General features: G+C 68.7%; 12 protein-coding genes. 6 read left to right on the top strand and 6 right to left on the bottom strand.

Annotated features, from left to right (window positions below):
• The first annotated feature begins 32 nt into the window (after window positions 1-32).
• The 4 genes from FVQ98_RS15680 to FVQ98_RS19745 all read left to right on the top strand — a co-directional run bounded on the left by FVQ98_RS15680 (window position 33) and on the right by FVQ98_RS19745 (window position 2,876).
• On the top strand, window positions 33-1,301 hold the full coding sequence (locus FVQ98_RS15680; RefSeq protein WP_147914391.1) for a lipoprotein-releasing ABC transporter permease subunit: 1,269 nt from the start codon (window positions 33-35) through the stop codon (window positions 1,299-1,301).
• A gap of 16 nt (window positions 1,302-1,317) precedes the next feature.
• The gene (lolD, locus tag FVQ98_RS15675) at window positions 1,318-2,034 is read left to right on the top strand and encodes a lipoprotein-releasing ABC transporter ATP-binding protein LolD (RefSeq protein WP_147914390.1); all 717 of its coding nucleotides are present in this window, start codon (window positions 1,318-1,320) and stop codon (window positions 2,032-2,034) included.
• A gap of 105 nt (window positions 2,035-2,139) precedes the next feature.
• On the top strand, window positions 2,140-2,394 hold the full coding sequence (locus FVQ98_RS15670; RefSeq protein WP_147914389.1) for a DUF1272 domain-containing protein: 255 nt from the start codon (window positions 2,140-2,142) through the stop codon (window positions 2,392-2,394).
• A 29-nt stretch (window positions 2,395-2,423) separates the two neighbouring features.
• The gene (locus FVQ98_RS19745; protein WP_187265761.1) at window positions 2,424-2,876 is read left to right on the top strand and encodes a DUF6970 domain-containing protein; all 453 of its coding nucleotides are present in this window, start codon (window positions 2,424-2,426) and stop codon (window positions 2,874-2,876) included.
• A gap of 161 nt (window positions 2,877-3,037) precedes the next feature.
• Here the strand turns inward: FVQ98_RS19745 and FVQ98_RS15655 are convergent, their stop codons facing one another.
• The 4 genes from FVQ98_RS15655 to FVQ98_RS15640 form a co-directional block, all read right to left on the bottom strand.
• Entirely contained in the window at window positions 3,038-4,126 is a 1,089-nt protein-coding gene (locus FVQ98_RS15655; RefSeq protein WP_147914386.1) for a VWA domain-containing protein, read from the bottom strand.
• Between the two features lie 3 nt (window positions 4,127-4,129).
• Window positions 4,130-5,176: a DUF58 domain-containing protein gene (locus FVQ98_RS15650; RefSeq protein ID WP_147914385.1), complete on the bottom strand. Its 1,047-nt coding sequence runs from the start codon at window positions 5,174-5,176 to the stop codon at window positions 4,130-4,132.
• A 160-nt stretch (window positions 5,177-5,336) separates the two neighbouring features.
• On the bottom strand, window positions 5,337-6,356 hold the full coding sequence (locus tag FVQ98_RS15645; RefSeq protein WP_147914384.1) for an AAA family ATPase: 1,020 nt from the start codon (window positions 6,354-6,356) through the stop codon (window positions 5,337-5,339).
• A gap of 190 nt (window positions 6,357-6,546) precedes the next feature.
• Window positions 6,547-7,506 (bottom strand): S1C family serine protease, encoded by a 960-nt coding sequence (locus FVQ98_RS15640; protein ID WP_147914383.1) that lies wholly within the window; start codon window positions 7,504-7,506, stop codon window positions 6,547-6,549.
• 104 nt (window positions 7,507-7,610) lie between these two features.
• Here FVQ98_RS15640 and FVQ98_RS15635 point away from each other — a divergent pair, with 104 nt between their 5' ends.
• Complete coding sequence (locus tag FVQ98_RS15635) at window positions 7,611-8,462, top strand: TatD family hydrolase (protein WP_147914382.1); 852 nt, start codon at window positions 7,611-7,613, stop codon at window positions 8,460-8,462.
• An 84-nt stretch (window positions 8,463-8,546) separates the two neighbouring features.
• On the opposite strand, the gene FVQ98_RS15630 is transcribed toward FVQ98_RS15635, so the two are convergent.
• Both FVQ98_RS15630 and FVQ98_RS15625 read right to left on the bottom strand, forming a co-directional pair.
• On the bottom strand, window positions 8,547-10,517 hold the full coding sequence (locus FVQ98_RS15630) for a sensor histidine kinase (protein ID WP_255507816.1): 1,971 nt from the start codon (window positions 10,515-10,517) through the stop codon (window positions 8,547-8,549).
• Window positions 10,518-10,527: 10 nt separating this feature from the next.
• Entirely contained in the window at window positions 10,528-11,235 is a 708-nt protein-coding gene (locus FVQ98_RS15625; protein WP_370512971.1) for a response regulator, read from the bottom strand.
• A 276-nt stretch (window positions 11,236-11,511) separates the two neighbouring features.
• Between FVQ98_RS15625 and FVQ98_RS15620 the strand changes: the two genes are divergently transcribed.
• Window positions 11,512-12,117, top strand: a complete 606-nt coding sequence (locus FVQ98_RS15620; protein WP_147914380.1) for a putative pterin-binding protein — start codon at window positions 11,512-11,514, stop codon at window positions 12,115-12,117.
• The last annotated feature ends 548 nt before the right edge of the window (window positions 12,118-12,665 follow it).

Genomic DNA, 12,665 nt, shown 5'->3' with positions numbered 1-12,665 from the left:
GAGGGGCAGCTGTCGAATCCACTGCGCCCCTGATGTCTTCATCCTCAGGCCTGCCCTACGAAATGCGCCTTGGCTGGCGCTACACCCGCGCCGGTCGCGCCACCCGGCGCAACGGTTTCATCTCCTTCATCTCTGCCGCGTCCATGCTGGGCATTGCGCTGGGCGTGGCCGCGCTGATCGTCGTGCTGAGCGTGATGAACGGCTTTCGCAAGGACGTCACCGGCCGCATGCTGAGCGTGATTTCGCACGTCGAAGTGTTTTCGCCCGACGGCGGCGCGCTGCCCGACCCGCAGCGCACGCTGAACGAGGTGCGCGCCAACTCCGAGGTGGTGGGCGCCGCCCCCTTCATCGGTGCGCAGGGCCTGCTGGCGCGCGGTGAAAACATGCAGGGCGCGATCGTGCGCGGCATCGACCCGGCGCTGGAGCCCGCCGTGACCGACGTGGCCGCGCAGCTGAAGGACACGGCGCTTAAAGCATTGGTGCCGGGGCAGTTCGGCATCCTGCTGGGCAGCGATCTGGCGCGCAAGCTGGGCGTGATGACGGGCGATCAGGTCACGCTGATTGCGCCCAGCGGCCAGGTCACGCCAGCCGGGGTGGTGCCGCGCCTCAAGCAGATGACGGTGGTCGGCACCTTCAGCAGCGGGCACTACGAATACGACTCGGCCCTGGCCATGCTGCACGTTCAAGATGCGGCGCGCATCTTCCGCCTGGAAGGGCCGACCGGCATCCGCATCAAGCTGCGCGATCTGAACCAGGCGCGCGAGGTGGCCCAACAGCTGGCCGGCAGCCTGAGCGGGCACCTGCTGCTGCTGGACTGGACGCGCCAGAACCGCACCTGGTTCGCCGCCGTGCAGCTGGAAAAACGCATGATGTTCATCATCCTCACGCTGATCGTGGCGGTGGCGGCCTTTAACCTGGTCAGCACGCTGGTGATGACGGTGCAGGACAAGCGCGCCGACATCGCCATCCTGCGCACGCTGGGCGCCAGCCCGGGCAGCATCATGAAGATCTTCGTGGTGCAGGGCGCGCTGGTCGGCGTGATCGGCACGCTGGGCGGGCTGGCGCTGGGCCTGTTGATCGCCTTCAACATCGACGTGATCGTGCCCGCGCTGGAAAAGCTGTTCCACGCCAGCTTCCTGCCCAAAGAGGTCTATCTGATCAACAAGATGCCCAGCGACCCGCAGGCCGGCGACATCGTGCCGATCGCCATCATCTCGCTGCTGCTGTCCTTCGTCGCCACGCTGTACCCGAGCTGGCGCGCCAGCCGGGTGAACCCCGCCGAGGCACTGCGTTATGAGTAGCCCTTTTGAAATTGCTATGCATTCTGCAGCTGCTCGCGCAGATGGTTCTAGGGGTGGAGCCGTGTTGGACGCCAAAGGCCTGACCAAGCGCTTTCACGAGGGTCCGCTGGACGTAACCGTGCTGCACGGGCTGGACCTGCAGGTGAACGCGGGCGAAACCCTGGCCATCGTCGGTCAGTCGGGTTCGGGCAAAAGCACCTTGCTGCATCTGTTGGGCGGGCTGGACAGCCCGACCACCGGCAGCGTGCGGCTGATGGGGCAGGACTTCAGCACCTTGTCGGCCGCCGCGCAGGGCCGGTTGCGCAACCAGCACCTGGGCTTTGTCTACCAGTTCCACCACCTGCTGCCGGAATTCAGTGCGCTCGACAACGTCGCCATGCCGCTGTGGATCCGCCGCGGCCCGCGCGACGAAGCCGCGCGCACGGCCGAACGCATGCTGAGCCAGGTCGGCCTGAAGGACCGCATCCACCACCGCCCGGCCGAGCTGTCGGGCGGCGAGCGCCAGCGCGTCGCCATCGCGCGCGCCCTGGTCACCCAACCGGCCTGCGTGCTGGCCGACGAGCCCACGGGCAACCTCGACCGCAGCACCGCCGACAGCGTGTTCGAGCTGATCCTGCACCTCGCGCGCAGCCACGGCACCGCCTTTGTGCTGGTCACCCACGATGAAGCCCTGGCCGCGCGCTGCGGCCGCACCCTGCGGCTGGAGCGCGGGCGGCTGGCCGCCGAGGCTTAGGCGCCGCCCGCCGGTCGCTGCACCGAGGTGACCACGCTGCGGTGAAACTTGGTGACAATGCCAGGACCGCCTGACGGCCCCCGTGACCTGCCCGCGAGGACACCCATGCTTCAACTGCGCCCCAACTGCGAATGCTGCAACCGCGACCTGCCGCCCGAATCGGCCGACGCGCGCATCTGCTCGTTTGAATGCACGTTCTGCGCCGACTGCGCGGGAAGCCGGCTGAACGGCCGTTGTCCCAACTGCGGCGGCGAGCTGGTGGCGCGCCCGCGCCGCCCGGCGGACAAACTGGCGCGCTTTCCGGCGTCGACCGAGCGCGTGTTCAAGCCGCAAGGCTGCGCCGTCAGCACCGCCGGGTGACTCACCCGGTCCCTATCAAGGAAGCCCAGATGGCACCACGCCCAACTTTCCACACCGCTATCGCGCTGTTGTTCGCGCTGACACTGGCGGCATGCACGACCGGCCCGTCCAAGCCGCCCAGCGCACCACCCGCCTCGCCCGCGCCCGCGCCGCCCGCACCGGTCATCCTGGCGCCAGCGCCGCCGCCCGTGGCCCAGCCTGCGCCCATCCTGGTCCCCGTGCCGCTGCCGCCCTTGCTGCACAAGCGCACGCAGTCGGCGCTGCGCCTGCAGCCGCAGCAGATCTACACGCTGAACTACGAGGGCAAGCGCGCCTTCTACGTGGTTGAAGGCTGCTGCGACCGCATGAACACCTTGCACGACGCCGCGGGCTATGCCCAGTGCGCGCCTTCGGGCGGCATCACCGGCAAGGGCGACCGTCGCTGCCCCGCGCCGCTGCCGCCGCGCGATCAGATGCAGCTGGTGTGGGAGCGGGCGAAGTAGCGCGCGGCTGAGCGGCGGTGACGGGCGCTGTGCTCGCGCTGGTCGATTCAGTCGCTGCGAAGTTGATAGCTGTCTGCGCAGGTGGTTGTAGGGCTGAAGCCAGATAAGACGTCAAACCACCCACGGTGCCACACACCGCCGGGTACGCGGCCATCGCCGCTTCACAGCACCCGGTTGAACCACCACATCGACAGCCCGCCCGCCAGCAGCGCCAGCAAAGCGCCCGCCAGGGCGAACAGCGCCGAAACCTCGGTTTCCTTCTTCTCGAGCGTCAGCCGGCTCGACAGGTTCTGGTAGACCTTCTGCAGGTCCTGCGCCGTGCCCGCGTAGTAGTACTCGGCGGCGGTTTTCTGGGCGATGGCCTTGAGCGTTTCCTCGTCCAGCCGCACACGCATCGACCAGCCTTCAAAGCCGATGGTTTCTCCGTCCACCGTGCCGATGCCCACCGTGTAGACCTTCACGCCGCGGTCCGCCGCCATCTTGGCGGCTTCGACGGGGTCGACGCCGGTGGTGCGCTGTCCGTCGGTCAGCATGATGATCGCGGCGGACGTGAAGGAGCCGGGCGGCACCGGGATGAATTCCTTGGCTGTGGGCGGTGCCTGGTCGAGCGAGCGGCCCATCGCGCGTGCGCGGTCGAAGCTGAGCTGCTGCAGCTCGATCCCCGCGTTGGGGAACAGCGTGGCCAGCGAGATGACGATGGCGTTGCCCGTGGCCGTGGCGCGCTGCAGCTGAAAGCGGTCGATGGCGGTGACCAGGTCGTCGCGGTTCAGCGTGGGCAACTGGGCCACCTGGGCCGAGCCCGCGAAGGCGACCACGCCCACCTTCACGTCGCGCGGCAGGTCTTTCAGAAACGCCTTCGCGGCGTTTTGTGCAGCGACCAGACGGTTGGGCTCCACGTCGGTGGCGCGCATGCTGCCGGACACGTCCATGGCCAGGATGATGGTCTGCTGGTTGGAGGGCAGGGCCACCACGGCCACGGGCCGCGCGCTGGCGAGGATCAGCGCGGTGAGCGCGGCCAGCATCAGCAAGGGCGGCACATGGCGGCGCCAGCCCGGGCGCCCGGCGGCTTCCTTGACGATGGCCAGGCTGGCGTATCGCACCGCCAGCTTCTTCTTACGCCGCTGCAGCCACACATACAGCAGCACCAGCAGCGGCAGCAACAGCAGCAGCCACAGAAATTGCGGCCACAGGAAGTTGGGCTGCGGCAGACCGGCAGGCCAGGTGAGTTGGGCGGGCCACGTCAACTTCATGGGTCAATGCCTCGTGGCCGCATTGTCGCGCGTTCGCCGCGCCGTGTGCAGGTGCTGCGGCAGGCCGCCCCCGGCCGATGATCGGGTGCGCTGGCGGCGCAGTTCGGCAAAGCGCATCACGGCGTTGGTCAGGTCGTCTTCGGTGGACAGCTCGAGCGTGTCGACGCCCGCCTGCGCCAGTGCGGCGCGCAGCGCGTCCTCGCGCTCGGCGGCGATGGCGGCAAAGCGGCGTCGGAAGGCCGGGTCGTGCGTGTCCACCAGCATGGCTTCGCCGGTTTCAGCGTCGCGCAGGGTGATGAGACCCAGGTCGGGCAGCGCCAGCTCCAGCGGGTCGGTCAGGCGCACGGCGACCACCTCGTGCCGCAGCGCCAGCTGCGCCAGCGGCTTTTCCCAGCCGGGTTCGCTGATGAAATCGGACACCACGAACACGGTCGAGCGACGCCGGATGCTGTTGGCCCCCGCCAGCAGCAAATCGGCCAGGCGCGTGGACCCGGCGCCCTCGGCGGTGGCAGGGCGGTTCTGGATGCTGTGCAGCAGGTGCAGCACGTGCTGGCGCCCGCTGCGTGCGGGCAGCAGGCGGTCCACGCCCGCGCCGTACAGCAGCGCGCCGACCCGGTTGCCCCGGCGCGTGAACAGGCGCGCCAGCACCGCCACGAACTCGGCCGACACATGGCGCTTGCGCTGCTGGCCAGAGCCGAAATCGACCGAAGGGCTCAAATCCAGCAAGAACCACGCCGCCATCTCGCGGTCTTCCGTGAAGACGCGCACGTGGGGCGACTGCATGCGCGCCGTCACGTTCCAGTCGATGTGGCGCACGTCGTCGTGCAACTGGTACTCGCGCAGGTCGGCCAGGTCCAAGCCCGCGCCGCGCATCAGCGTGCGGTAGTCGCCCATCAGCAGGCCGTCCAGCCGCTTGAGCACCGTCCATTCCAGCCGCCGCAGCACGCGCTCGGCCTGACCGTGCACCGGCGCGGCGACGGCGCCCTCGCGCGACGGGTTAGGCACCGCGTGTGGCGCCGGGGCTGGAGGATGGCGGCGGAACCAGGCCATGGTCAGCGCTCCCCCGCGCCTGGGCACCCACAGGACGGCCGTGAGGCGCGCAACCCCCGCCAGCAAAGGCCGTGGCCGGACCTGCGCCGGCCACTGGCCTTGTCCCCCTCCCATCGGAGAGGGGGAAGGCGCCGCAGGCGCCACAGGGGGAGCTTCCTGTTCACGCCGCCATCTTCTCGTGCGCCAGCGGTTTGGGCGGTGGCGGCACCTTGGCCATGATGCGCAGCACGGCGTGGTCGGCCGACAGGCCTTCGGACAACGCCTCGTACGACAGCACCAGGCGATGGCGCAGCACGTCGGGCACCAGGTCGCTCATGTCTTCGGGCAGGGCGTAGGTGCGTCCGCGCATCATGGCGAGCGCCTTCGCACCCTGGATCAGGCCGATCGTGGCGCGCGGGCTGGCGCCGTAGCTGAGCAACGGTGCCAGCTCCTTCAGACCGATGCTGGCCGGGGAGCGCGTGGCAGACACCAACTTCACCGCGTACTGCACCAGCGACGGGTCGACATACACCTGCTCGCACTGGCGCTGCAGGCTGGCCAACTGGTCCATGCTGGCCACCGCGCCCACGTCGATGCGCGGGCCGGTCACGCGCTGGGCGATGACAAACTCCTCTTCGTCCGTGGGGTAATCGACCAGCACCTTCATCATGAAGCGGTCGACCTGCGCCTCGGGCAGCGGGTAGGTGCCTTCGGTCTCGATCGGGTTCTGTGTGGCCATCACCAGGAAGGGTTCGGGCACGAAATGCGTCTGCCCGGCAATGGTCACCTGGCGCTCCTGCATCACTTCCAGCAACGCACTTTGCACCTTGGCCGGCGCGCGGTTGATTTCGTCGGCCAGCAGCAGGTGGGTGAACACCGGGCCGAGCGCGGTGCTGAAGTCGCCCGTCTTCTGGTTGTAGATGCGCGTGCCCACCAGGTCGGCCGGCACCAGATCGGGCGTGAACTGCACACGCCGGAACTGCCCCTGCAGCACCTGCGCCAGCGTTTTCACCGTCAGCGTCTTGGCTAGGCCCGGCACGCCTTCGACCAGCAGGTGCCCGCCCGCCAGCAGCGCGACCATCACGCGTTCAAGGAACCGGTCTTGCCCGACCACCACGCGCTTGACTTCGTAGAGGATCTGCTCCATCAGCTCGGCCGTGCCGGGGTTGAGAGAAAAGCGGCTGTCATCGTTGCTGGTCATGCGCAGGCAGCTCCGAAAAAAGGAGTGAATAGAGAGGTGAGCGATGCTTCCGTCGTCCAATCCAAACCCTGCGCTTGCATGTGCGCACCGCCCAGCAAACGCCACGTCCGGACCTGTGCCGGGCGTCGGCGTTGTCTTCCCTCCCGCAGGAGAGGGGAAAAGGCGCGCAGCGACTCAGAGGGGTGCATTTTTAAAAAGGCGGTTGGCCCGCGGCCGCGGCCGCGTTTTCAATGGGCACGGCAAAACCGATCCCCAGAAACGTCCGCGCCGACGTGGGATTGAGGATGGCGGTCACGATGCCGACGACCTGGCCATCCATGGTGACCAGCGGGCCACCGGAATTGCCGGGGTTCGCTGCGGCGTCGAACTGGATCAGGTTGCTCATCTGCTGGCCGCCTTCGGGCGAGCGGAAGGCGCGCTTCAGGCCCGACACCACGCCCGCCGACACCGACGGCCCGATGCCGAACGGAAAGCCGATCGCCACCACCTCGTCGCCCGGCACCAGATCGGACGTGGAACGCATGGTCGCGGCCTGCAGGTCGTCCGGCAGCTTCTGCGCGCGCAGCACGGCCAGATCGTTCTCGGGCTGGATGTTGACGATGCCGGCCGGGCTTTCCAGCCCGTCGGCGAAGGTGACGGTGATGTTCTCTGCGCCCTGCACCACGTGCAGGTTGGTCAGGATCGTGCCGTTGTCGATGATGACCACGCCGGTGCCGATGCCCCGGCCCATCTCGGTATGGCCCTTGCGGTCCTTGCGGCCGGGCAGCATGCCCTCAACGCGCACCAGGGACGGACCCACCGAAGCGGCCGCGCGCGCGGCCTGCGAAGGCAGCACCTTGTGGGTCAAGGTGTGCATCACGGCGGCGTTGATGTCGTCCTGCGTCAGCTTGCGCGGCGCGGTCTTGCCCCAGGGCATGACCTGCCACAGCAACGCCGCGCCCAGCAGCGCGATGGCCGCCCACAGCAGCGACGGATGGGCCAGCGCACGGATGAGGCGGGCGCGGCGGGTCGGCGCGGCAAGCGCAGGGGCGTCACTGACCTGCGGCGCTGGTCCGGGCGCTGCACCGGCTGCGTCGGCCACTGGCTGACTGGCCGCTTCATCGGCGGCCGGACGGGTGGGGGAGCGGCTGTAGAGCGCAGGTCGACGCATGGGCACACCCTGACTTCGGGAAACGTGGACAGCCACACAGTAGCACGCTTGCGCCCATTGCGCGCCCGTAAAACCCTTCGACATGGCTCGGGCATGATGGGGCCATGTCCGGCTGGATCGACACCCATTGCCACCTCGACGCACCCGAATTCGCCACGGACGTCGACGCGGTGCGTGCCCGCGCCGCGCGCGAAGGCGTGGGCCTGTGCGTCATTCCGGCGGTGGAAGTGTCGGCGTTTGACGGCGCGCGGGCCCTGGCGCAGCGCCTGGGCGACGCCTACGCGCTGGGCACCCACCCGCTGTACGTGGCGCGGGCGCCCGACGACGCCATCGACCAGCTCGACCAGGCCTTGACCGACCATGCCGGCGACCCGCACCTGGTCGCGGTGGGCGAGATCGGCCTGGACTACTTCGTGCCGGAGCTGACGCAGGGGCCGCTGCGCGAACGGCAGGACGCCTTCTACCGCGCACAGCTGCGCCTGGCGCGAAAGCACGGCTTGCCGGTGATCCTGCACGTGCGCCGCTCGGTCGACCAGATCCTGAAGGGCCTGCGCGAGATCGAAGTGCCCGGCGGCATCGCCCACGCCTTCAACGGCAGCCGGCAGCAGGCGGACATCCTGGTCGGCATGGGCTTCAAGCTCGGCTTTGGCGGCGCCAGCACCTACGAGCGCGCCACGCGCCTGCGCGCGCTGGCGGCCGAGCTGCCGCCCGAAGCCATCGTCATGGAAACCGACGCGCCCGACATCCCGCCGCACTGGCTGTACGCCACGGCCGAGGCGCGCGCCGCCGGTCAGGCCCAGGGCCGTAACGAGCCGGGCGAGCTGCCGCGCATCGCGCAAGGCATCGCCGAGCTGCGCGGTGTGCCGCTGGCCGACTGGCTGGCGACGACCACGGCCAACGCGCTGGCGGCGCTGCCGCGTTTGCGGGCGCTGCCGGCGGTGAAGCCCGATATTTAGAAGAAATCGGACGCTGGCCCTACAGCCACTTGCGCAGACAGCTAGCAAAAAGGTAGCGAATACCTGCGCACCCAGAGCGCCGCGTCAGCCGTGCACCAGCGGCAACCACATGCGAAAGCGTGTGCCGCCCTCGGGCGTGTGCACCCAGTCGATGTGCGCGCCCAGCGCGTGCGCGCGGCTGCGCACGTTGGACAGGCCGCGCCGCGCGGGCGGCGTCTCGGCAGGTGAGGGCGGCTGGAAGGGGCGGCCGTTGTCGGTGATCGCCACTTCCACGCCCGGCGTGCCGGCGTCCTCCGCTTCGGCGGTGGCGACGGTGATGCGCGTGGCGCCGCTGTGTTTGATCACGTTGGTCAGCACCTCCTGAATGATGCGCAGAATGTGCAGCGCGCTGGCCGAATCCAGCCAAGGCAGCAGGGGCAGCTCGTTCACCTGCCAGTCCAGCGCCAGGCCGGCGCCTTCCAGCCGCGGACCCATGCGAAAGCGCAGGTTGGCCAGCAGGGTCAGCAGATCGGCGTCCACGGGCTCCAGTGAATCGATCGAGATCTTCAGATCGTCAATGCATTCCTTGAGCACCTGCGCCAGGTCAACCCGGTCGGTATCGCCGTGTTCGACCACGCGCAGCGCGCTCATCAGGGACGAACCCACGCCGTCGTGCATGTCGCGCATCAGGCGCTGGCGCTCCTGCAGCAAGGTCTGCTCGCGCTCCACGCTGCGCAGGCGCGCGTGGGTTTCGGCCAGGATCTCTTCCTGCTCGGCCAGGCGGTCGATCAGCGTGGTGTTGGCGCGCTCGGCCACGTTCAGCGCGGTGTGGTAGCGGGTCATCGCGATCCACAGGAACATCGTGAAAAGGCCGAGGTACACGTAGGGCGAGAGGTAGATGTGCTCAAGGTTTTCGTAGCGCTGCATCCCCAGGTCGTGAAAGCCGATCGGGAAGGACAGCACGATCCAGATGGCCAGCAGCATGCTCGGCCAGTCGCGCTGGCGCCACGCGCCCTGCACCGCCACGAACAGCACCAGCATCGACGGCGGGATCAACCCCATGCGCACCAGCGGAAAGATGCCTTCCTGGCTGAGGCCCCATATCGGCAGCGCGACCAGGCAGATCACGCTCACGTACGCCGCCAGTGCCCAGCCCAGGCGCGGGCGCGGGCGACGCTGGATGCGCGACAGAAAGTAGAACGAGCACAGCGTGGACCCCAAAGTGCCCGCCAGCGTCAGCCACGAGAACCATTCGTCCGCGACGCCGGTTGTTTCGTCGCCCACCAGGTACTGCAGCGTGCCCAGCATGTGGCAGACCGACATCAGAAAGAACAGCAGGTACATGGCATCGGCCCGCCGCCGGCCCAGCATCAGCCATACCACGAGCGCACCGACGCCCAGCACCAGGTAAGCGCCGCGGGCCACCGCCATCAGGTAGCGCTGCAGCAGGTGGCGCATGCGCCAACCGGGTGTCAGCGCTTCGGCATTGCCCGCCCAGACCGTGGACAGCGCACCGCCGATGCCCCGCTCACTGGCCATGCGCACATGCACCACCGGGCTGGTACCAGGCGGATACCTGCCCGCCAGATCAATCCACACCGGGATGTTGAAGCCGTTCCACACCCGGCTGCCGCGCGCCTGCCACGCCACGACCCCGTCCACGTAGATCGCTACTGTGCCCAGCGTGTGCCAGCGCGGGATGTACAGGCGCGAGCCCTGCGGCGTGGGCGTCAGCGCGGCGGCCGGCAGCGTCATGCGGTACCAGAGCACGTCCGGCGGCTCCAGCGAAGCGTCGCCGCTGCGTGCCAGTCCGCGCGGGCGGGCGTGCGGCAATTTCACCTCCTGCCAAGGCGTGGCCGCGCCCAGCACTGCGTCGTCCGCGTCGCTTAGCCGGTCGGGCGGAGCCCAGGCGGTGGAGGGCGATGGCCAGATCTCGGCCTGGGTCAGGTGAGCAGGCGCCGGGCCGACCGGCTCACTCGCGCAGGCGATCAGGCCCAGCAGCGCCAGGGCGACCAGCGCCAGTCGTGCCAACCACCAGGGCGACGCTCGTTGGGGTGCGGGGTGCGCGCTCGTCACGCGTGCTTTCTTACAGCAGCCCTTGCCGCTCGCCCTCACGCACCGCCTGCGCGCGTGTGTTGACCTGCAGCTTGGCGTACAGGCGCCGCACGAAGGTGCGTACCGTGTGGCGCGACAGCGACAGCGCGCGCGCCACCTCTTCCAGTGTGTGGCCGCGCGAGACCAGGCGCAGCACCTCCACTTCGCGCGTCGACAGGGCGGTGTCGTCGGCGCCTTCCGAATTCCGCGCGGCGGTGGGCGATGGCGCGGCCGTCAGCGGCGTTGCGTGTCGCAGCAGCAGCTTGCGCGCCACCATCGGGCTGATCGGGCTGCCGCCCGCGGCGACCAGGCGGATTTCCTCCAGCACCTGGGCCGCGTTCACGTCCTTGAGCAGGTAGCCCATCGCGCCGGCCTGAATGGCGCGCAGCACGTGGTCCTCGTCGCCAAAGATCGTGCTGACCATCGCCGCTGCGTCGGGCCAGAGCCGGCGCGCGGCGCTTATGACGTCCAGACCCGATCCGTCCGGCAGGCCCAAATCGACCAGCAGCACGTCGGCCGGCGCGCCGCCCGCCCGCTCTAGCTCGGCCAGCGCTTCGTCGCGCGTGGCCACTGCCCACGACAGGCGCATGTCCGGCGTGGCATTGATGGCGTCGACCAGCGCGATGCGGCAGGCCAGGTCGTCTTCGACGATGGCGACGCGCAATTGGTCCGGTTGGGGTGGGGGTGGAATGGGTTCGATCACACCCGCTATCTTGCGACATCCGCGGCAAGAAATCATGTCGCCCAAACGGGCGACAGACAAGAGTGAAGAAATGGCGTTCCATGTGCGAAAGAGGCGCGCGCCATGGCAATTCAGACAAAGCCGCGTTGCCAGCCGCTCCGTGGGGTTTATGGTCGGCTTGCACGGCGCTCGCGGCCGGTGCACGATTCGGCACGCGCCTGCCGTGTAAGGCGCTCTTCCACCGGCCGACCGCAGCGCGCGTCGGCATCTGCCACCCACCCCGTGCCGACCGACATGCCCAGCAAACGACTCTTTCTTCAAAGCGCCCTGGCCAGCGGTGCCCTAGCCTTCGGGGCCGACGTCGTTGCGGCGCCAACCACTGGTGGCGCCGCGCCGACCAGCCCGGTCGTGCTCACCGTCAGTGGCCAGGTCGGCCGGCCGAACCGCTGCCCGTTGACCCCGGCGCTGGACCAGCTGATGGCCAAGTTCCAGCTGAAGTTCGACCGCGCACGCAGCTTCGACCTGGCCGCGCTGCACCGCCTGCCCGCGCGCCAGATTCGGCCCACGGTTGAATATGACGCCCAGCCGCACCGTCTGCGCGGGCCATTGCTCAGCGACGTGCTGGGCGCCGCCGGCGCCCCCACCGCGCCCGACACCGCGCTCCTGCTGCGGGGCATCGACGGCTATGCGCCCTCGCTGACGCTGGCCGAGGCACAGCGCCTGGGCATGATCGTCGCCACCCACCTCGACGGCCAGCCGTTGGCGATCGGTGGCCTCGGACCGCTGTGGGCCGTGGTCGACGCCGACCGCGTGCCCGACCTGGCTGCCAAGCCGCTGGCCGAACGCTTCGCCCTCTGCCCCTGGGGCCTGTACCAGATCGGCGTCAACGAGCCGGGTTGAGCGGCGGCGTGCTTCTGCACCCATCAGATTCGCTCATTTTTCAGGAGCTGCCAGCGTATAGGGAGTATGGGGTGGCGGCCATATTGACACAGATTCAACCGCCACCGACCAACGCCTCCTGAGGCGCGCCCTCTGGGCCGCCCTGGCTGCGGAGCCTGAGCCGCACTTTCGGCCCCCGGTGGCCGCCGTGTCGCTGCGCAAGCCACACCCACCTGCTCGTTCTCGGGTTTTGACTATTGCCCTGGAGGATTTGTTCAAAAAAATCAATACCGGCGTCGTAGCGTGCGCCGGCCTGATTCCGGCCGGCTAGAAATCGGTATCTTGCTGCATAAACGATAGCTGTCTGCGTAAATCAGCTATGGGAAAACGGCCAATTTGAACCACGCCGCAGGGGTGAACCTGACGGTCACTGAATTTGCGAGTTGACCGCCATGGCCAACATCCCGTGTCGCCCAAACGGGCGACATACAAATCTTGACCAATTCCGTAATCTGCTTGCGTTTTGACGCATCGCGCGCGCGTCTGTGCCGCCCGGCGACATCACTTTT

The organism is Ottowia flava, from assembly GCF_008017535.1.
Classification (GTDB): domain Bacteria; phylum Pseudomonadota; class Gammaproteobacteria; order Burkholderiales; family Burkholderiaceae_C; genus Ottowia; species Ottowia flava.
This window is presented reverse-complemented; position numbering and strand designations above follow the sequence as displayed.

Bases quoted from the DNA above. Each gene is read 5' to 3' on its own strand.
- FVQ98_RS19745 (WP_187265761.1), top strand. From the start codon at position 2,424: ATGGCACCACGCCCAACTTTCCACACCGCTATCGCGCTGTTGTTCGCG.
- FVQ98_RS15655 (WP_147914386.1), bottom strand. From the start codon at position 4,126: ATGAAGTTGACGTGGCCCGCCCAACTCACCTGGCCTGCCGGTCTGCCG.
- FVQ98_RS15670 (WP_147914389.1), top strand. From the start codon at position 2,140: ATGCTTCAACTGCGCCCCAACTGCGAATGCTGCAACCGCGACCTGCCG.
- FVQ98_RS15650 (WP_147914385.1), bottom strand. From the start codon at position 5,176: ATGGCCTGGTTCCGCCGCCATCCTCCAGCCCCGGCGCCACACGCGGTG.
- lolD (WP_147914390.1), top strand. From the start codon at position 1,318: ATGCATTCTGCAGCTGCTCGCGCAGATGGTTCTAGGGGTGGAGCCGTG.
- FVQ98_RS15620 (WP_147914380.1), top strand. From the start codon at position 11,512: ATGCCCAGCAAACGACTCTTTCTTCAAAGCGCCCTGGCCAGCGGTGCC.
- FVQ98_RS15645 (WP_147914384.1), bottom strand. From the start codon at position 6,356: ATGACCAGCAACGATGACAGCCGCTTTTCTCTCAACCCCGGCACGGCC.
- FVQ98_RS15640 (WP_147914383.1), bottom strand. From the start codon at position 7,506: ATGCGTCGACCTGCGCTCTACAGCCGCTCCCCCACCCGTCCGGCCGCC.
- FVQ98_RS15635 (WP_147914382.1), top strand. From the start codon at position 7,611: ATGTCCGGCTGGATCGACACCCATTGCCACCTCGACGCACCCGAATTC.
- FVQ98_RS15680 (WP_147914391.1), top strand. From the start codon at position 33: ATGTCTTCATCCTCAGGCCTGCCCTACGAAATGCGCCTTGGCTGGCGC.